Here is a 19,983-nt window from a genome sequence, read left to right on the forward strand (position 1 = left end):
TGAAATTCAATATACTAAATTTAACGAATTTTAAATTGATTTTTTTTCCAATACCAAGCAATTAAAAAACCAATGATAGCACCTCCTACATGCGCAAAATGAGCAACATTTCCTATAGAGTATTTTGTAACTCCAAAGAATAAATCACCTAAAATCATTACTGGAATAAAGTACTTAGCAGCTATAGGAATAGGTAAAAATATAAGTGCTAATTTAGCATTAGGAAAAGCTAAGCCAAAAGCAACTAAAACACCGTAAACAGCTCCAGAAGCACCAACAGCAGGTGTATGGTATAGACTATAAAACTCACTCATAGTTTTATTAGAAAGTGTTATTAAAGTGTCGTTATATCTACCATCTGCTAAAATGCTTTGTATTTCAGAAGGAGAAATACCCATAGAAATCAATTGTTCATATATTCCATTAAATTGATAATAGTTAGCTATGGTATATATAATTCCTGCTCCGATACCAGCAGAGAAATAGAAAAATAAAAACTTATTTCTACCCCACATTTGTTCTAAAGGAGTACCAAAAGCCCATAAACCATACATGTTAAATAATAAATGCATTGGACTACCATGCATAAACATATGAGTTACGTATTGCCAAATACCAAAATGCTCATTTTTAGGATAATGTAGTGCAAGTATGTTTGTTAAATCTAGGTTTAACAATTGTGGAGCAAAATACATAATCACGTTTATGATTATTAAATGTTTTATTGCTTCTGTTAATCTTCCCATAGTTTATTATTTATTAAAAATGGTGTCAATTTCGTTTAAAGTCAATGTCTTAAATGTAGGCTTACCTAAAGGAGAGGTATTAGGTTCTTTACATGAAAACAAATCGTTTACTAAATTTTCTTGTTCTTTAACTGATAAAATGGTTCCTGTTTTAATAGCCAATGATTTTGCAAAAGATTTAGCCATAACGTCAAAATGACTAAAACTAGTATCTGGAACTTCTAATTTTATATCATCCAATAATTGTTCTAAAATTAAGGTAATCTGACTTTCTGTTATAGAAGTTGGTATTCCCGCAATAACTACGCTATCTTTTGTAAATTCATCAAACATAAAACCAGCACTTTCTAAATCTGATTTTATAGACTGTAGCATTTCAATATCCGATGTAGAAAAAGAAATACTTACAGGGAATAATAATTGCTGACTACTTGCTTCTTTTACCGTAATGTTTTCTAAGAACTCTTCATATAAAACACGTTGGTGTGCTAAAGATTGATTGATTAAAACTACTCCCGATTTAATAGAACTCAACAAATATTTTCTTTGAATTTGAAAAGTTTTTCCAGTTTCAGTTTCTTGTTGTGTTTCAAAAAGTTGTTCTTGACTTGCAGAAGTTATTGGTGTTGTATCTGTATATAAAGCTTCCCAGCTACCAGTGTCTTTTTTGAAGTTAGATTGATAACTCATAGAACCACTTCCATTAGAAGAGTTGCTAGAAACACTTGGAGTAGGAGTAGATTGATAACTTGTTTCTGTTTTAAACGGATTAAAAGTTGGGTCTACTGTAATTGGTGGTATAGATGCAGGAGAAGTACTTTTTTTACTATAATCATATGGAGTGTCTAAAGTAGCATCTCTGTCAAAATCCAATACAGGGCTCACATTATATTGTCCTAAACTATGTTTAACTGTAGCTCGTAAAATTGCATATAAAGCTTTTTCGTTGTCAAACTTAATTTCTGTTTTTGTTGGATGAATATTAATATCAATACTGTTAGAAGGTACTTCTAAATATAAGAAATATGAAGGATGTGATCCGTGTTCTAGTAAACCTTCAAAAGCGTTTACTACAGCGTGATTTAAATAAGAACTTTTAATAAAACGATTGTTTACAAAAAAGAATTGTTCACCTCTTTTTTTCTTTGCAAATTCAGGTTTAGCAACAAAACCTCTAATGGTAATAATGTCAGTTTGCTCAGAAATAGGAACTAACTTTTCATTCATTTTATTTCCAAAAATAGCTACAATTCTCTTACGTAAGTTGCTCTTTTTTAAATGATATATTTCATTGTTGTTATGATGCAATAAAAATGAAATATCAGGATGTGCTAAGGCTACCCTTTGAAATTCATCAACGATATGACGAGTTTCAATAGCATCAGATTTTAAAAAGTTTCTACGTGCTGGAATATTGTAAAATAAATTTTTAACAGCTAAACTCGTTCCTTTTGAAGTAGAAACAGCATCTTGAGAAGTTATTTTACTTCCCTCAATTTTTATTTGTGTTCCTAATTCTTCATCTTCTTGTTTGGTTTTTAACTCTACATGAGCAATGGCAGCAATAGAAGCTAATGCCTCACCACGAAACCCTTTTGTATTTAAATTAAATAAATCTTGTGCATCTTTAATTTTAGAAGTAGCATGACGTTCAAAGCTTAAACGAGCATCAGTAGCGCTCATACCTTTTCCATTGTCAATAACTTGAATTAAAGTTTTTCCAGCATCTTTTAATAATAATTTAATAGAAGTTGCACCAGCATCGATAGAGTTTTCTATCAATTCTTTTACTACAGAAGCTGGGCGTTGTACTACTTCACCTGCAGCAATTTGATTTGCAACATGATCGGGAAGTAATTGAATAATATCTGACATTAGTTGTTTTTTGATAAAAAGATTGAAAGATCAAAATCGATGATAAATAAAAATATCAATACTAAAATAATGATAATGATTACTATTGTTTTGTTAAAACCTCCATATTCAGAGCTCTTAAATTCTTCTAAAGCCTGATTGAATTTCTTTTTTAAGCCTTTTTTCTTACCAACGGTAGAGCGAAATTCATCAAATTTATGTTTTACTTCATATGGATTTCCATCGCCTTTATAATAGCGAGGCTTGTATTCGAATTTTTTATTTTCTTTTTTAATAAATCCCATAAATAATGCTTCTTTAGAATATCTAGTGTAGCAAAAACCACACCAAATTAAGACGAAAATCAAAGTTACTGAATTAAAGAGAGGTGGTCAAAATTTATAGATAAATTAAAGTTAAAAAGAGCCAATACTTTTACTGTATTGGCTCTTTTTTGTATTGTAAGTTTTAAAAGAAAGTGTTTTAAAAACCTAAAGTATTTTGTTTTCTATCTAAGTTTTTAATAGCTGCCATTTTAACAGCTGCTACAGCACATTCAATACCTTTGTTTCCTAGTTTTCCTCCAGAACGGTCTATAGATTGTTGCTTAGTATTGTCTGTTAAAACACAGAAAATTACAGGAACATCATATTTAATGTTTAAATCTACAATTCCTTGCGTAACACCATCACAAACAAAATCGAAATGTTTAGTTTCTCCTTGAATCACATTTCCAATAGCAATAATAGCATCGACTTTTTGAGTTTCAATCATTTTTTTACATCCGTAAACTAATTCGAAACTACCTGGTACATCCCAAGAAACAATATTTTCTTTGTCAGCTCCACAGTCTATTAAAGTTTCTATTGCACCTTTGTGCATGTTTCCTGTTATTTCAGGATTCCATTCTGAAACAACAATCCCAAATCGAAAAGATTTCGCATTTGGGATTGAAGCTTTATCGTAATAAGATAAATTTGTTGTTGCCATTATTGAGCGTATTTTGCGCTATTAATATATTTTTCAATATCTCTACCTTGGTCAGAGTTAGCGTATTTTTCTTTAATGGTTGTATATAATTTTTCAGCTTTACTATACTCTTTTAATTCCATTGCAATTTGTGCTGCTTTAAATAAGAATAAAGGAGATGTAAATTGGTTGTCTTTTTTATTAGCTGCTTTTTCGTAGTATTCTAAAGCATCTTTAGGTTGGTTAATATCTGCAAAAGCATCACCAATAGCTCCTAAAGCAGTTGGTCCTAATAATTCGTCATCAGAACTAAAGTCACTTAAATACTCAATTGCTTTATCATATTTCTTCATTTTTAAATAAGAAATACCTGCATAGTAATTTGCTAAGTTTCCAGCTTTAGTACCGCTATACATAGAAGCAATATCAGTAAATCCGTATTTACCATCAACTCCTCCAACTAAAGATAAGTTGTATAAAGAATCAGCTTTAATACCAGCTGAAGTGCTTGCTTTTTCAAATAAAGCTCTTGGATAAGCTAAGTTATTAGAAGCATCTCTTTCAGTAGGTTCAGCTATAAATTTATTATAACCTAAATAAATTAAGATTAAAGCTGCAACAGTTACCAATCCGTAAAATAATGGTTTGCTATTTTTTTCAATCCATTGTTCTGATTTGTTCGCAGTTTCGTCTAAAGTGTTAAATACTTCTGCTGTAGTACTTTGCGATTCATCAAAATTTTCTTCTACTTCTTGTACAACCTTTTCTTTCTTAGGTTTATAACCTCTTTTCTTGTATGTAGCCATAATTGCTTAAAAATTAGTGGCGACAAAAATAGTTTTTTTAATTGAATTTTAAAAGCCGATTTTTCGTAAAATTTTCAATAATTTGCGCTTTCTTTTCCGATAATAACAATCATTACATGTATTTGCAAAAAATATCTTTAGTAAATTTTAAGAATATTGAAACTCAAACTTTTGATTTTCAAAAGAAAATAAATTGTTTTGTAGGTAATAATGGTATTGGAAAAACCAATGTTTTAGATGCAATTTACTATCTCTCATTTGCAAAAAGCTACTTCAATTCTATCGCTGGCCAGAATATTAGACATGGTCAAGACTTTTTTATGATTGAAGGAGATTATATGCTGAATGATAGAAATGAAAAAATTATTTGCTCTTTAAAAAGAGGGCAAAAAAAAGTATTAAAACGTAACGGAAAAGCATACGATAAGTTTTCTGAACATATTGGTCAATTACCTTTGGTTATTATTTCTCCGGCTGATAGAGATTTAATTGTTGAAGGTAGTGATACACGTAGAAAATTTATAGATGGGGTAATTTCTCAGCAAGACAAAAAATATTTACAAACTTTAATTTCGTATAACAAAACTATAAGTCAGCGAAATGCTTTACTAAAGTATTTTGCAGCAAATAGAACTTTCGATGCTTTAAATTTAAAGGTATATGATGAGCAATTAGTTGAGTATGGTAGCGTTATATATTCTAAGAGAAAAGCTTTTTTAGAAGAATTTGTTCCTATTTTTAATGAAAAACATAAAGTTATTTCTGGAGCTAAAGAAGAAGTGAATTTACGTTACAAAAGCCAGTTGCATGATGTAAGTTTGTCTGATTTGCTTGTTCAGAGTTTAGAGAAAGATAGAATGTTACAGTATACTTCAACGGGAATTCATAAAGACGATTTAAATTTTGAGATAGGAGATCATCCAATTAAAAAATTTGGTTCTCAAGGACAGCAGAAATCATATTTAATAGCGTTAAAATTAGCACAATTTGAATTTATCAAAAAGCAGTCTAATGTTACACCAATTTTATTATTAGATGATATTTTCGATAAGTTAGATGAAAATAGGGTAGCGCATATTGTAGGATTGGTAAATAATGATGAATTTGGACAAATATTTATTACCGATACGCATTTTGAACGTACAGAAAATGTAATTAAACAAAGTAATCAAGAATATCAGATTTTTAAATTATAATAAGAAAGTTAAGCAAATAACTTTTATATTAATATTTAATCTAAAATACAAAATAACAGAAGGGTAAAATGACAAAGAGAGAGAGCGATAGCTTTTCAATAAAAGATTTATTAGGTACTTACATTAAAGATAGCAAGTTGAACAAAGGATTTCAAAAAATTCATATTGAAGAAGCTTGGGAAAAATTAATGGGAGCTGGTGTTGCTTCTTATACAACTGAAGTTAAATTGCAAAATGGAACCTTGGTTGTTTGTTTATCATCTTCTGTATTGCGAGAAGAGTTAAGTTACGGAAAGGAGAAAATTGTACGTATGATTAATGAAGAAATGGGAGAAGACTTAGTAAAGAAATTAATGTTGGTTTAATAAGAAAGTAGCTTTTTATTTTCGATAATGTAGATATTATAACTAAAGTATTATAAATAAAAAACTCGTTACAGTTACGTAACGAGTTTTTTAATATATCTAAAAGAAGTTTCTTAGAACATTTCTCTACCAGAAAAATGGAAAGCACCTTCTATAGCTGCATTTTCATCAGAATCAGAACCGTGTACTGCATTCTCTCCAATAGAAGTAGCAAACATTTTACGGATAGTTCCTTCAGCTGCTTCAGCAGGGTTAGTAGCTCCAATTAAAGTTCTGAAGTCTTCAACTGCGTTATCTTTTTCTAAGATAGCAGAAATGATTGGACCACGAGTCATGAACTCAACTAATTCACCAAAGAATGGACGCTCGCTGTGAATAGCATAAAAAGTTTCAGCATCACGCTTAGTCATTTGAGTTTTCTTCATTGCTACGATTCTAAAACCTGCAGCGTTAATTTTTTCTAAAATTGCACCAGTATGTCCGTTTTCAACAGCATCTGGTTTAATCATTGTAAAAGTTCTATTTGTTGCCATTATTATAAGTTTCTATAAATAAAGTAAATAAAATTTGTAAGTGCGAGCTTCGCACAAATCGCCGCGAAATTACATAAATTTTTTAATTTAATTGTATCTTCGCCACTTATGATTTTAAAACACTTTAAAGAACTACAGGAATTTTTATCAGAACCTAAAAATATTGTAATTATAGGTCACAGAAATCCAGATGGAGATGCCGTTGGATCTACTTTAGGATTGAAACATTATTTTGATAAAAAAGGACATACCACTCAAGTATTAATGCCAAATGAGTATCCAGATTTTTTACACTGGATTCCTGGTTCGGAAACAGTAAAACGTTTTGATCGTCAAAATACTCAAAGTGTAAAAGCTCTAGGGAAATCTGAAATCATATTTTTATTAGATTTTAATGCATTGCATAGAGTGGGTGATGATATGAAGAATACTTTAGAGAAGTATGAAAATAATTTTGCATTAATAGATCATCATCAACAACCAGATGATTTTGAATATATGTATTCAGACACAACAATGTCTTCAACTTGTCAAATGGTCTACAATTTTATTGAGATGATGGGAGATGTTGATATGATTGATAAGAATATTGCAACTTGTTTGTATACTGGAATAATGACAGATACTGGTTCTTTCAGATTTAGATCGACTACTAGCACTACACATCGTATTATTGCCGATTTGATTGATAAAGGAGCAGAAAACGATAAAATTCATAGTAATGTTCATGATGCAAATTCTTACAATAGGTTATTATTGTTAGGTCAGGCATTGAGCAATATGAAAGTATTACCAGAATACAAAACAGCTTATATAACTTTATCAGAAGAAGAAAAAAAGCGTTTTAGTTATGAAAAAGGTGATACAGAAGGAGTTGTAAATTATGCTTTATCTTTGAAGGGAATTGTGTTTGCAGCAATTTTTATTGAAGATAAAGAACAAGGAATAATTAAAATGTCACTTCGAAGCAAAGGTAAATTCTCTGTAAATCAATTTGCTAGAAATTACTTTAATGGAGGAGGACATGATAATGCAGCAGGAGGTAAAAGTTTAGAATCTATGGAAAGTACTATTTCTAAGTTTACAGCGTTGTTACCTAAATATAAAAATGAATTAGAGATGTCTTATGAAATTTAAAGCTATTTTTTTTCTTTTAGTAATTGTAGTTATGGTTTCTTGTAAACAAACAGAAGCAAGAAGACCAAAAAAACAAAGGACAGAAAATTTTTATAAAGAAGTTCTAGAAAAGAATAAAAAGTTAAATGCTTTAGAAAAAAAATATCTAGAAAACTGGATTTCAAAAGATACTATTACAAAATATGAAACCTCACCTTTAGGTTTTTGGTATACTTATAAGAATAAAGATTCAGTTAATTCTGTTACACCAGTTTTAGAAGATTTAGTTCTTATATCCTATGATGTTACCGATTTAAACGGTAATACGATATATGAAAAGCAAGAAAAAAGTTATAAAGTAGATAAAGAAGATTTTATTCCAGCATTACAAGAAGGAATAAAGTTGATGAAGAAAGGAGAAACTATTACATTTGTGATTCCATCTTATAGTGCTTTTGGAGTTACAGGTGATGGAAATAAGATTGCGGTGAATCAGCCAATCATAAGCACAGTAACGTTAATCGAAATAAAATCAAATAAATAAAAAATGAAATTAACCAAAATTTTAGCAGCTACAGTTATAGGTTTATCAATTGTATCTTGTAATAATACTAATAATAGTAACGGTCAATTTAAGTCAAGTACTTCATTAGATTCAGAATTAGATTCAGTAAGTTATGCTATAGGGTTAGATATGGCTAACAAAATTAAATCTAATATTAAAGAGATTAATCAAGATTTATTTATGCAAGGGTATAAAAATGGTATGGATTCTACTAACTTGTTATTAGAAACCAAAGACATTAATCTTGTTTTAAGAACATTTTTTCAGAAAAAACAATTAGAAAAAATGAAAAAACAGCAAGAAGAACAGGCTAAGAAAGCTGAAAAAGAGTTTGGTGAGTACAAAAAAGAAGGAGAAAAATTCATTGCTGAAAATAAAACAAAAGAAGGTGTAAAAACTACTGAAAGTGGTTTACAATATATTGTTTTAAAAGAAGGGAAAGGAGAGGCACCAAAAGCAACTTCACGAGTAAAGGTACATTACCATGGTACTTTAGCAGATGGAACTGTATTTGATAGTTCTGTAGATAGAGGTCAGCCAAGTGAATTTGGAGTTGGTCAAGTTATAAAAGGTTGGACTGAAGGTTTACAATTAATGAAACCAGGAGCTAAGTATAAATTCTTTATTCCTCAAGAATTAGCTTATGGAGCACAACAAAGAGGTGCTAAAATTAAGCCTTTTTCTCCATTAGTTTTTGAAGTAGAATTACTTGAAGTTAAGTAATCATAAAAATATAAATAAATGAAAATCAATTAGGTTAGTATTTAATGCTAACCTAATTGATTGTTTATAAGAGAAACTTAAAATATAATAAATGAAGTTATTTAAAATTTTAATAGGAGCTGCTTTGTTATTTTCAGCTTGTAAATCAGTTAAATATCCCGATTTAGAAAACGGACTTTACGCAGATATTCAAACCAACCGTGGTGATATTTTAATAAAACTACATGACAAGGAGGTTCCTATGACTGTTGCAAACTTTGTCTCGTTGGCCGAAGGAAGTAATCCTAAAATGACAGATTCTTTAAAAGGAAAACCATATTACGATGGAACAAGATTTCATAGAGTAATTAAAGATTTTATGATTCAAGGAGGTGATATTACAGGAACTGGATCGGGTAATGCTGGATATAAGTTTGAAGATGAATTCCCTTTAGATGAAGAAGCTAAACTAATATATAAACACGACGGCCCTGGGGTATTGTCTATGGCTAATTCTGGACCAGCATCTAATTCAAGTCAGTTTTTTATTACACATAAAGAAACACCTTGGTTAAATGGAAAGCATACGGTGTTTGGTATTGTTAAAATAGGTCAAAACATCGTAGATACGATTAAACAAGATGATTATATTAATAAAGTAGAAATCATTAGAGTAGGGAAAGAAGCAAAGAAATTTGATGCTCCTGTTGTTTTCGAAAGAGAAATAGCAAATATTAATCTTAGAAAGGAAGAAAGAAAAAAGGCTTTAGAAGAAAAGAAAAGAAAATTTTTAGAAGAAAAGGGATTTTTTAAATCGAAAACAACCGATTCAGGACTAAAGGTTTTAGAATTACAAAAAGGTAATGGAAAGAAGGTTAATCCAGCAATACCAACAACAGTACATTATACATTGTATTTACAGAATGGAAAAAAAATAGATTCTAGTTTAGATAAAGGAACTCCATTTACTTTTACGATTGATGATCCAAACTTACCATTAATTGCAGGATGGAAAGAAGGAGTAAAAGGAATGAAAGAAGGAGATAAGAAAAGGCTCTTTATACCATATTATCTAGGTTATGGAGAGAGAAGTTTAGGACCAATTCCTTCAAAGTCTGATTTAATTTTTGAAATAGAAGTATTAAAAGTAGGTAAATAGTTTTGTTAGATAGTATTATTCAAAAAGATAAAGAGCTTTTAATTTTTTTAAATAGCTTAGGAAGTGAACAATGGGATGGATTTTGGTTGTTTATAACTAATCAATTCTCATGGATTCCTTTGTTTATTCTTATACTTGTTTTAGTGTTTAAATATTTGGGAGTAAAGAAAGGGTTATTTACCGTTGTTTTTATAGCGCTATTGGTTACTTTTTCTGATCAATTTACTAATTTAATTAGAGGTGTTTTTGAAAGGTTAAGACCTAATAACGATCCTGAGATTAAAGATGTATTGAGAACGTTAATAAGCCCTCAGAGTTATAGTTTTACTTCTGGTCATGCTACAACATCGACTGTAGTTACTGTTTTTATTATTATGTTGTTAAAGGAATATACAGGTTACATTAAGTATTTGGTTCTTTTTCCTTTAATTTTTGCTTATAGTAGGCTATACTTAGGAGTACATTTTCCAACAGATATACTATGTGGATTTATAAATGGTACAATAATAGGTTTCTTATCATACCATTTATATCAATATTTAAATAGAAAAATATTTAATTAATCTTTTTTGTTATTGTAGTACAAGTACTTTGTACTATGGTAAACCGCATTTGTTAAACTATCCATTTTTTGATATAAATTTGGATAGTTTTTTTTGATATCTACTTTAGTATTACTCTTATCATTCATATTGTATAAATGATTGTAATCGCTCAAAACAGCTTTAGAATACAGGAGAGAGTCTTTTAGAACAGTTACAGCTGGCTCTCCTTTAATTTTTTGATATAAAAAGGCAAAATTAGCATTGCTATTTTTATTTAAAGCATCACTACCTAGTGTATAGTTCGTATAATCAATATTAGCTAAACCAGCAGCAGTAGGTAATAGGTCTATTAAATTAGTGTATTTCTTAATTGTAGTAGGTTTAATATATTTTGGCGCATGTATAAAAAATGGCACATTATGTAAGTTTAATTGATAGTCGTATAAATCTTTAAATTCATTAACATAACTCATAGAAGTATTGTGATCACCAAAAAACATAAAAATAGTATTGTCATAATATCCAGATTCTTTAGCACGTTTTAAAAATCTATCTACATTAAAGTCTAAATAGCGTAATGCGTTTAGACGTTTAATACCATCAAAACCAGCTTTTTTAAGTAAAGAAGGAGTTATTTCATTTTCTTTTAAAGGTTTGTAGCTTTCTTGTTTATCTGGAACTGTAAAAGGCATATGGTTTGTAGCTGTCTGTATATAAGCTATAAATGGCTTATTTTCTTGATGTAACTCTCTAAGTTCAATATCTGATTCTTTAAAAAGTTCATAATCATCAATTCCCCAAACATCAGCTCTTTTTTCTGTTCTAAAACTACCTTCTTCAAAAATTTTTAAACCGTTTATATTTGATTGGAAAACTCCTCTAATGTTTGCCCAGTTAGCACTCCCACCTAAGAAATATAGTTTTTCGTAGCCTTTAAATTGATCAAAAATGATTCGCTGATTAATAATTCTTGGATTTCTTGAAGCTGTTCTAATTCCATCTATGTCAGGTAAACCAGTAATACTAGCAAATACACTCGCAGCTGTTCCAGATTTATGAACATAAAAGTTAGAAAAACTAACACTTTTGTTTATTAAACTATCTATTTTAGGAGTTGTATTTATTGGGTTTCCATAATAGCTCATTGGAACAACTCCTAGAGATTCTAACATAACAATTACTACATTAGGTTTACCTATAATTGTATCTTTTTTAGAGTTTACTCTTTTAAAAGACAATTCTTTTTTAGGTAAGTTTAATTCTTTAGCGATTGATGGATAGTACTTTTTTGCTTTTTCAATATCAAATCCTTCATTTCTAAACTTAAAGCTATCAAAAAAATATAAAACTGGATTTAACGAAAATTGGTTTACAGCGGTATTTTTTGAAAAGAAAGCTTGACTCCAACGTAGTGGGTAATGCGTAAAACTATTATAAATTCCAAAGGCAAATAATAATAAAGGGACAATAATAAAAAAAGCTTTTTTCTTTTTAGAACTAACCTCATTGTTAGTTTTAAATGTATTGTATATCCATTTAGAGAATTTGTAAAGTATGTAGGTAAGTATAATAAAAGCAAATAATCCTTTAAATACAGGATAGCTCTCAAAAAGAACTTGTGTAGATATTTTTAAATTACTTAAAAATCGTAATGAAGCAGCATCTAAACGAATGTTTAAATAATCGTAATAACCAAAATCAAATAAGTGAAATAAAGTGATAATTAAGTAGGTCGCTACTATATAAATTGTGCTAAAAACTTTGTAAAATCGATGTTTGAAAAAACGATAATTTACAATGAAAAGTAAGATTGCTAAAGGTAGAAAACTGATTGAAGCTAATTTAATATCAAATCGTAACCCTAATGAAAATGCTTTATATATTTCTGAAGAATCAGCTTTACTTAAATCTGTAAAAAAATAAAAAAAGATTACTCTGAAAGCAAAGATGTATAAAAGTAAAAAAAAAGTATTTGTGAAAAGGAACTTAATGTAATTCGGAATTCTTTTTAGCATTCTTATATTAATTTATAAATGACAAAGATATTTAATTTTAAAAGCACTTATCATAGTTATTTTATAATAAATACTTTATGGTCAAAAAAAAAGAACTCTTAAAATCAGAATTCTTTTTGCTTTAATAACAGGTCCCAAAAATCCTATTATTAATTTTTACTCTATTATATAAATACTTAACAAATGTATTGTAGATATATTGTTCTTAGCGTTAAAGAAAGTATAAAGTTTTTGGCGATTGTTCAGTTGTCTATAACAAAGAAAAGATAACTCTTTTGTGAGCTATCTTTTTGAATTGATAAGAGATAAATATTAGTTATTTAATTGACAAAGCTATGAATTGCTTTATAGGCATTGTTTTGATAGGTTATGTTTGTTAAATCTGGGAAAATGTCACTTTGATCTACTACCGAACCAGTAAGAACATTTTCTTTGCTTGCATAAAAAACACCATTTTTTAAATTTTCATTATTGATACCGTCAACAAATCGTTTAGCACCTTTTTCTAAACTATGAGATAAGCCTAGTAGTGGCATAAAAATAGGCATCCCAACATACTTAAATAAAATACGTTTAACAAAAGGAAGATCGTTCATTCCATCAGTTCCTCTAGTACCTCCTGGACTCATGCTAATAAATTTAATTTCTGGGTATTTCCTTGCCATTGCCGACATCCACAAAGTCCCTCCATACTTTATCACTCCATATACTTGCATAGGGTCAAAGTTGTTTCCAAAGTAAGAACCGTCAAAAACTTTAATAAATTCATCTATAGATGAAGTTGTTAAGTTAGGGCGCTTCATTCCAGTTTGTTTAATACCTCTTGCTGCTTCCGAGCTAGCATATAAGGCAACATTGTTTAGTTTGTTTTCTTTTAGTAATTCATCTAATAAAACAACATGTCCTAAAAGATTACTAGCAGTAATAGTAGTAACTCCTTCTTTGGTAAGTTTTTCTGGAGTTTTTCCTCCAATACCACCAGCATTCATAATTAGTGCATCTATAGGTTCGTTTAATTGAGAAACGGCCTTTTTAACTGAATCTGGGCTTGATACATCCATTATTAAAATTTCAAAAATGAATCTTCCTGTTACTTTTTCTAAAGATATTTTTGCAGCTTCTGCTTTTGCTTTGTTTCTACAAGCTAAGTATATTTTTTCTGTATCTTTTATTAGTGCTAGTTGTCTTGCTGTATCTTTACCAATACCAGTATTGGCACCAGTAATCATTATAATTTTATTTGTTTTCATTATTCGGTATATTTTTTCTTAATTCTTTTAAAGTTTTCTTTGTTTACATTCTCGCCAGTAAGAACATGATGTTCTACAGCTAATAAATAATCTGCGATATCTCGTTTAAATTTTCCTTTAGCAAACCATCCTAGAAAAGCGGGTTTGGTTCTTATAACCATCGTCATTTTTAATATAGATGAGCTGTCTGTAACAGGTGTTACTTTGTAAATTCCGTAGCTATATTCGTTGTTTAAAGGAATTCCTCCTGTTTGTGATATTAGTACTTTGAAAGTGTAATTTTTAGCGTCAAAACTTATTTGTTTTTCTTCTAAGAATTTTGTCCCAGCTTCATTAAAATTACATCTTCTCGAAGCATTTTCTCCACCAGTAATATGACCTTGGTTATAGTTAGAGCTTACTATTTTGGGGTGAGAGTTGGCTATAGCTCCAAAGTCTTCTCCCACAACTTTCCATACTCTTTCTGCTGAGGCATTTATGTTTCTTTCTACAGAAAAAGAGATCGTTTTTTTGTCAGTTTTTTGAGCAAATACACTTTGACCAGTTATCATTACTAGTACTAGTGATAATGTTTTAAATATTGTTTTCATAAGGTTAATGTTTAATATTTTTCTCTATAAATGTTGAAAAGAATTAGACCAATAATTCCCAAAACGAATTCTAAACCAGTGGCTTTAACTAATCCATCAACAGGGAAACCATCTATAAGAATACTAATAGCTCTTCCAATTCCAAGAGAAAGAAATAATGTAAATGATATAAGGGTAGAGGTGAAGGTTAATTTTCTAATAAATACACCTAGAATAGTTATTAAGGCAACTGCAAGAATTAATGCACTGGATGCTCTAACGTCATTTATTATACTTGTACTTTGAGAGATATCTATCCCTGCACTTGCTTTCATAGCCACAGGAGCAAAAAGAGTAGCTCCTCCTATAAAAGTTAATAATAATCCAGAGATGATTAAAAATAGTTTTAATACTTTCGAATTTTCCATGATATTGTTCTTTTTGTTGTTTAGAACAAAGGTCATGTAAAGGGAGAGTTTTGTTATCTCGTTTTAGTTCAAAGACATCTCATTTTAGTCCAATCGATATTCTGAGGGAGATTTACCATAAATATTGGTAAAATTTCTATTAAAAGTAGCTAAAGAATCGAAGCCAACATCATAAGCAATATCTGAAATACGGTCATTTTTTGCTTTTAATAAAGTAGCTGCTTTTTCAATTTTCTTCTTAGCTATATATTTTTTAGGGCTATCATTAAATACCGCTTTAAACTTTCTTTTAAAAGAAGAGGTACTTAAATGACAAAGTGCAGCTAATTCATCTAAGGATAGATTAGCATACAAATTATGATGTATAGTAGATTTAAAACTTACTTCATTAGGTTTGAATAAAGCTGCTAAAAAATCTAAATGAGAAGGGGCTTCTTGAGATTTAGATATCAATAAAATAAATTCTTTAAGCTTAGTTTTTATAATACTTTCATCAGCCAATTCAGGATTATCTAATAAAATATTAATACTCTCTTTGTAGTTTTCTAGTAAACGATCTACTTGAATTTGTTTTACGTTAAAATCAACAGTATAATTCGAGTTTGAGATGTCGAATTCAAAAAGGTCTTTGACAAGAGATGGGTAAAGGAAAATACCGATAGACTCAATACCTTCATCACAATTATGAGGTTCTTTACTTGGTTCAAAGAAATAATTTAAGCATTTAGCCAACATTGAAGTTTTTTTATTCAATGTTAAATAATCTTCAGAAGACCTTACATTAACTTCCCCTTTGTTTACAAACATAAAACAAGCTTCATCTTCCATATATTCTTTTAAAGTTCTATTAAAAGAGGGCATGGATAGTTTTATAAATACAACTCTGTCTTTGTAAGTAATAATCTGTTCTTTAAATTCCATTTATAGTAGGAGGATAGTTAATTTTCTTTAAAAGAATTTGCTCAATGCTAAATTAATAAATAGAAAATAAAATTAGCTTTTGTGTATAAAATTAATGGATAGTTTTGGCCATTGCTTACTCCATTCTTTTTTTTGAATCCTATCATTATAAATCATAAGATTAAATTTTGGAGTTGGAGTAACTATAAGGCTAAAAACATCTTCTAAGCCATGAGGTGCTATGTATTCAATTTTGTTTTTTTGAGTTATCCTTATAGCTATTGAAGTAGCAGTTTCTGGCCAAAATGAAATAGCTTCTTCACAATTCGTATATGAAGTGTGATTATTTCTAATATGCATTCTTGACTGATTTTTTACAGACCAGTTTAATTCGGGGTCTATCATTTTTAATTGATTTTCAATTAATAAATCACACTCTTTAGAAGAATTGATTTTATCAAAATGTATAACATCAATATCGTTCAATTTTGTTCGTTGATAACCGTGTTTTTTATCCCAAATTTTATTTCTGACAAATCCAGCACCAATCCAACAGTCGTTTAATTTTAAGTCTCTAACAGTTTTTAAAATAGAAATCATCCATGCATCATTTTCTATAATTTGAATTAACTCGTTTTCTAATTCCATTTTAAATATTTGTAGAGGTTGATAAAAAAAGCCTCTTTTGATATGAAACAAAAGAGGCTTTAAATTTATAATTTTAACCTAAAAAGGTATTTATATTATTTAATTAACTCGTAGCTGCGTTTAATAAAGTTTGTTAATTCTTCACCGTGTAACAAGTTTTGAGATAATTTAGCTAAATCAAATGCTTGAGTAGTTAGACGCTTTTGGTCTTCTTCGCTAGCGTTTAAGATATCAGAAATTAATGGGTGATTTGTGTTTACAATTAAATTGTACATTTCTGGTAAATTACCCATTCCCATCATTCCTCCACCTCCAGAAGCTTGCATCTCTTTCATACGACGCATAAATTCTGGTACTGTAATTAAGAATGGAGAACTAGAAGAATCCATTGATTCTAACTGAACTGTATAACTTGAATTGTTTACAGCTCCTTCGATAACTGGCTTTAATTTCTCTTTTTCTTCATCAGAAAGTTTAGAAATAACTGTGTCATCTTTTTTGATTAAGTTATCAATGTGATCAGCATCTACACGAGTAAATTGAACTTTTGTATCACCAGAAGTTTCTAATTTTTGCATTAAATGCGATACGATAGGAGAATCTAATAATAAAACTTCATATCCTTTTGCTTTTGCATCTTGAATATAAGAGTGCTGAGCATCTTTATTAGCTGCATATAAAATTACATGGTTTCCATCTTTATCAGTTTGAGCATCTTTTGTTTTTTCGATTAACTCATCAAAAGTGAAAAATGTATCATCTACAGTTGGGTATAAGGCGAACTTTTTAGCTTTATCGAAGAATTTCTCTTCAGATAACATTCCGTATTCGATAATCACTTTAATGTCGTTCCATTTTTTCTCAAAATCCTCACGGTCTTTTTTGAATAATGAACTTAATTTATCAGCCACCTTTTTAGTAATGTAACCAGAGATTTTCTTAACAGCTCCATCAGCTTGTAAATAAGAACGAGATACGTTTAATGGAATGTCTGGAGAATCGATAACTCCTTTTAACATTTGTAAGAAATCTGGTACAATTCCTTCTACGTTATCTGTTACAAAAACTTGGTTTTGATATAATTGAATTTTATCCTTTTGCATATCTAAGTTTTGAGATAACTTAGGGAAGAATAAAATTCCAGTTAAATTAAATGGATAATCTACGTTTAAGTGAATGTGGAATAAAGACTCCTCGAATTGCATTGGATACAATTCTCTGTAGAAATTAGTATAATCTTCAGCTTCTAAATCAGCAGGCTTTTTAGTCCAAGCTGGATTTGTATTGTTGATAATGTTATCAACTTCAATTTGTTTATGTGGCTCAGTAGTTTCTTTACCTTCCGCATCAGTTGTAGTTTGAGGCGTAAAATCTGGATCGTTAACTTTCTTTGTTCCAAATTTAATTGGCACTTGGTTAAAACGGTTGTACTTGTTTAATAAACCTGAGATTTTACTTTCTTCTAGAAATTCAGTAGAATCGTCAGCAATGTGTAAGATAATTTCTGTACCTCTATCTGCTTTGTTGTGCTCAACTAAAGTAAACTCAGGAGAACCATCACAAGTCCAGTGAGCAGCTGGTTCATCTTTAAAAGATTTTGTAATTAATTCAACTTTATCAGCTACCATAAAAGCTGAGTAAAAACCTAAACCAAAGTGACCAATTACACCAGTTTCGTTTTTATCGTCTTTATATTTATCTAAGAACTCTTCAGCTCCTGAAAATGCAATTTGATTAATATATTTTTCAACCTCATCAGCTGTCATACCTAAACCTTGATCTTTAATAGTTAAAGTTTTGGCATCTTTATCAATACTGATTTCAATTTTAGCATTACCTAATTCAGTCTTAGCCTCACCAATTGAAATAAGGTGTTTTAACTTTGTTGTTGCGTCAGTTCCGTTAGAAATTAACTCACGTAAGAAGATTTCGTGATCAGAATACAAGAATTTTTTAATCAGTGGAAATATATTTTCTACCGATACATTAATGTTTCCTTTGCTCATAATTATATATTTTGTTTGATATTATTTTCTGATAATTGATTAGTCAAAAAAAATACCAAAACTGTTCTTGTGACAAGATGACATAAAAAACGCCAACTTAAAATGTTGGCGTTTTTTAAATTTATATAATTTCTAGTTTTTTAAATGTTTCGTAACATTTCAGTTGTGTTTTTATTTTTCCATGTTCCACCTGTAAAATCTGGTACTTTAACAGATGAGCTATTTTGTGCGACAGATAATTCAGATAGGGGAGTTATAGAACTCCATAAAACACTATCATATACGTTGATGTCTAAAGGTAATCCTTTGTTTAAACATTTAATTAGGCGATAAATCATTACAAAATCCATTCCTCCATGTCCTACAGAGTTATCAGAAATTTGAGTTTTTAGTTTATCCCATAAAGGATGATTGTATTTTTCTCGATACTCATTGTATTTCTCTTTATCAAGCCATTTATGTCCCCACCATGCCAATTCATCTTCATTAATATAAAGTTTAGAAGGATAGCCTTCGTGTACAGCTTTTGTTCCTACAACTGTATTTAGTCTGTCATAAGGTCTACCAGAATGTACATCAAACTGTAGCATGATACTTTTACCTAACTTGGTTTTTATCATGGTAGTATTCATATCTCCACACTTAACGTTTGAAAATTTATTGATTCCAGCACGTTTTGCAGCATCGCTTAAACTTTTTTCTCGAGAACTCATAGATACTACATGATCATAAGTATCTCCGCGCCCAATATCCATATATTGACTTATAGGGCCTAAACCATGAGTGGTATAAAAATTACCATCTTTATTTAAATGATGTTTAATTCTCCATTGATTCTCATAATATTTTTCATCGAGTAGGTGTTTACGTAAATCATGTATATAAGCTCCTTCAGCATGTGTTAAATCGCCAAAAACTCCTTGATTAATCATATTTAAAACCCAAAGTTCTTCTCCATTAAAACAGCAGTTTTCCATCATCATACAATGTTTCTGGGTACGTTCTGTGGTTTCAATTATTTTCCAACAATCTTCAAGAGTATAAGCTATAGGAACTTCACAAGCAACATGTTTGCCTTTTTCCATTCCATAAATAGCCATAGGAGTATGTAATTCCCACGGAGTAGCAATGATTAATAAATCAATATCATCTCTGTCTACTAATTTTTTCCACTCATTAGGATTTCCATAATAAGCTTGTGCAGTTTTACTATGTGTTTTTTGTAAATGTTCGTTTAGTTTATCGGTTTTTTCTTTTCGTAAGTCTGAAACAGCTACAATTTCTGCATCATTATTTTTTATCAACCAATCAAACATTTGTATTAAAACCTGCCCTCGATTTCCGCAGCCTATAATTCCAACTTTAACCTTATCTATTTTGGGAGCTGTTAAGCCAAAAGCTGTTCCTTTTGCTTTTGAATTGGATAATGAGATTGTTTTTTCTTCAATTTCGTTTTTACAAGAAATAGCTGATGATAGGCCTAAAAATACAGCAGCTTTGGTTGAAAGGGACAAAAAGTCTTTTCTATTCACAATGAGTTGATTAGTGTTAGTTGTAAAAATATCAATAAATTGCTACTTTTACAAGCTGTAAATTTGCTAACAATTTAAA

At 29.6% G+C, this 19,983-nt stretch carries 21 protein-coding genes; 7 read left to right on the forward strand and 14 right to left on the reverse strand.

Features of this window, described 5'->3' with window-relative positions:
* Positions 1-20: 20 nt before the first annotated feature.
* The 5 genes from Q0958_RS04515 to Q0958_RS04535 all read right to left on the reverse strand — a co-directional run bounded on the left by Q0958_RS04515 (position 21) and on the right by Q0958_RS04535 (position 4,375).
* The gene (locus Q0958_RS04515; protein WP_299120218.1) at positions 21-746 is read right to left on the reverse strand and encodes a rhomboid family intramembrane serine protease; all 726 of its coding nucleotides are present in this window, start codon (positions 744-746) and stop codon (positions 21-23) included.
* Positions 747-752: 6 nt separating this feature from the next.
* Complete coding sequence (mutL, locus tag Q0958_RS04520) at positions 753-2,621, reverse strand: DNA mismatch repair endonuclease MutL (protein ID WP_299120220.1); 1,869 nt, start codon at positions 2,619-2,621, stop codon at positions 753-755.
* A complete protein-coding gene (locus Q0958_RS04525; protein WP_299120222.1) occupies positions 2,621-2,905 on the reverse strand; it encodes a riboflavin synthase subunit beta in 285 nt (94 codons plus the stop codon). Before Q0958_RS04525 ends, mutL begins: the two co-directional genes overlap by 1 nt.
* A gap of 178 nt (positions 2,906-3,083) precedes the next feature.
* On the reverse strand, positions 3,084-3,590 hold the full coding sequence (gene ribH, locus Q0958_RS04530; protein ID WP_299120225.1) for a 6,7-dimethyl-8-ribityllumazine synthase: 507 nt from the start codon (positions 3,588-3,590) through the stop codon (positions 3,084-3,086).
* Positions 3,590-4,375, reverse strand: coding sequence for a tetratricopeptide repeat protein (locus Q0958_RS04535; RefSeq protein ID WP_299120228.1), 786 nt, complete (start codon positions 4,373-4,375; stop codon positions 3,590-3,592). Before Q0958_RS04535 ends, ribH begins: the two co-directional genes overlap by 1 nt.
* A gap of 116 nt (positions 4,376-4,491) precedes the next feature.
* Here Q0958_RS04535 and Q0958_RS04540 point away from each other — a divergent pair, with 116 nt between their 5' ends.
* Together Q0958_RS04540 and Q0958_RS04545 are read left to right on the forward strand one after the other, a co-directional pair.
* Positions 4,492-5,571, forward strand: a complete 1,080-nt coding sequence (locus Q0958_RS04540) for a DNA replication/repair protein RecF (protein ID WP_235273932.1) — start codon at positions 4,492-4,494, stop codon at positions 5,569-5,571.
* A gap of 68 nt (positions 5,572-5,639) precedes the next feature.
* Positions 5,640-5,936, forward strand: a complete 297-nt coding sequence (locus tag Q0958_RS04545; RefSeq protein WP_150899075.1) for a DUF721 domain-containing protein — start codon at positions 5,640-5,642, stop codon at positions 5,934-5,936.
* Between the two features lie 113 nt (positions 5,937-6,049).
* Here the strand turns inward: Q0958_RS04545 and Q0958_RS04550 are convergent, their stop codons facing one another.
* Entirely contained in the window at positions 6,050-6,469 is a 420-nt protein-coding gene (locus tag Q0958_RS04550; RefSeq protein WP_086030695.1) for a nucleoside-diphosphate kinase, read from the reverse strand.
* Positions 6,470-6,577: 108 nt separating this feature from the next.
* Between Q0958_RS04550 and Q0958_RS04555 the strand changes: the two genes are divergently transcribed.
* The 5 genes from Q0958_RS04555 to Q0958_RS04575 all read left to right on the forward strand — a co-directional run bounded on the left by Q0958_RS04555 (position 6,578) and on the right by Q0958_RS04575 (position 10,574).
* On the forward strand, positions 6,578-7,606 hold the full coding sequence (locus Q0958_RS04555; RefSeq protein WP_299120246.1) for a bifunctional oligoribonuclease/PAP phosphatase NrnA: 1,029 nt from the start codon (positions 6,578-6,580) through the stop codon (positions 7,604-7,606).
* Positions 7,596-8,129: a gliding motility-associated peptidyl-prolyl isomerase GldI gene (gene gldI, locus Q0958_RS04560; RefSeq protein WP_299120249.1), complete on the forward strand. Its 534-nt coding sequence runs from the start codon at positions 7,596-7,598 to the stop codon at positions 8,127-8,129. The genes Q0958_RS04555 and gldI overlap by 11 nt, the downstream gene beginning before the upstream one ends.
* 3 nt (positions 8,130-8,132) lie before the next feature.
* On the forward strand, positions 8,133-8,873 hold the full coding sequence (locus tag Q0958_RS04565) for an FKBP-type peptidyl-prolyl cis-trans isomerase (protein ID WP_299120251.1): 741 nt from the start codon (positions 8,133-8,135) through the stop codon (positions 8,871-8,873).
* Positions 8,874-8,964: 91 nt separating this feature from the next.
* Positions 8,965-10,011, forward strand: coding sequence for a peptidylprolyl isomerase (locus Q0958_RS04570; RefSeq protein ID WP_299120253.1), 1,047 nt, complete (start codon positions 8,965-8,967; stop codon positions 10,009-10,011).
* Positions 10,012-10,013: 2 nt separating this feature from the next.
* Positions 10,014-10,574 carry a phosphatase PAP2 family protein gene (locus Q0958_RS04575; RefSeq protein WP_299120256.1) on the forward strand — a complete coding sequence of 187 codons (561 nt, stop codon included), beginning with the start codon at positions 10,014-10,016 and terminating at the stop codon, positions 10,572-10,574.
* Here Q0958_RS04575 and Q0958_RS04580 read toward each other — a convergent pair.
* From Q0958_RS04580 to Q0958_RS04615, 8 genes are all read right to left on the reverse strand, one after another.
* Positions 10,571-12,571, reverse strand: a complete 2,001-nt coding sequence (locus Q0958_RS04580; protein WP_299120259.1) for an LTA synthase family protein — start codon at positions 12,569-12,571, stop codon at positions 10,571-10,573. The genes Q0958_RS04575 and Q0958_RS04580 overlap by 4 nt on opposite strands.
* A 320-nt stretch (positions 12,572-12,891) precedes the next feature.
* The gene (locus Q0958_RS04585; RefSeq protein ID WP_299120261.1) at positions 12,892-13,821 is read right to left on the reverse strand and encodes an SDR family NAD(P)-dependent oxidoreductase; all 930 of its coding nucleotides are present in this window, start codon (positions 13,819-13,821) and stop codon (positions 12,892-12,894) included.
* A complete protein-coding gene (locus Q0958_RS04590) occupies positions 13,821-14,411 on the reverse strand; it encodes an SRPBCC family protein (protein WP_299120263.1) in 591 nt (196 codons plus the stop codon). The genes Q0958_RS04585 and Q0958_RS04590 overlap by 1 nt, the downstream gene beginning before the upstream one ends.
* Positions 14,412-14,422: 11 nt before the next feature.
* Positions 14,423-14,818, reverse strand: a complete 396-nt coding sequence (locus tag Q0958_RS04595) for a DUF4345 domain-containing protein (RefSeq protein WP_299120266.1) — start codon at positions 14,816-14,818, stop codon at positions 14,423-14,425.
* A gap of 84 nt (positions 14,819-14,902) precedes the next feature.
* On the reverse strand, positions 14,903-15,739 hold the full coding sequence (locus tag Q0958_RS04600; protein WP_299120268.1) for a helix-turn-helix domain-containing protein: 837 nt from the start codon (positions 15,737-15,739) through the stop codon (positions 14,903-14,905).
* A 72-nt stretch (positions 15,740-15,811) separates the two neighbouring features.
* Positions 15,812-16,366 (reverse strand): nucleotidyltransferase family protein, encoded by a 555-nt coding sequence (locus tag Q0958_RS04605; protein ID WP_299120270.1) that lies wholly within the window; start codon positions 16,364-16,366, stop codon positions 15,812-15,814.
* Between the two features lie 95 nt (positions 16,367-16,461).
* Positions 16,462-18,372: a molecular chaperone HtpG gene (gene htpG / locus Q0958_RS04610; RefSeq protein ID WP_299120272.1), complete on the reverse strand. Its 1,911-nt coding sequence runs from the start codon at positions 18,370-18,372 to the stop codon at positions 16,462-16,464.
* A gap of 140 nt (positions 18,373-18,512) precedes the next feature.
* The gene (locus tag Q0958_RS04615) at positions 18,513-19,904 is read right to left on the reverse strand and encodes a Gfo/Idh/MocA family oxidoreductase (protein ID WP_299120275.1); all 1,392 of its coding nucleotides are present in this window, start codon (positions 19,902-19,904) and stop codon (positions 18,513-18,515) included.
* Positions 19,905-19,983 lie beyond the last annotated feature (79 nt).

Source organism: uncultured Tenacibaculum sp., assembly GCF_947499065.1.
Taxonomy (GTDB): domain Bacteria; phylum Bacteroidota; class Bacteroidia; order Flavobacteriales; family Flavobacteriaceae; genus Polaribacter.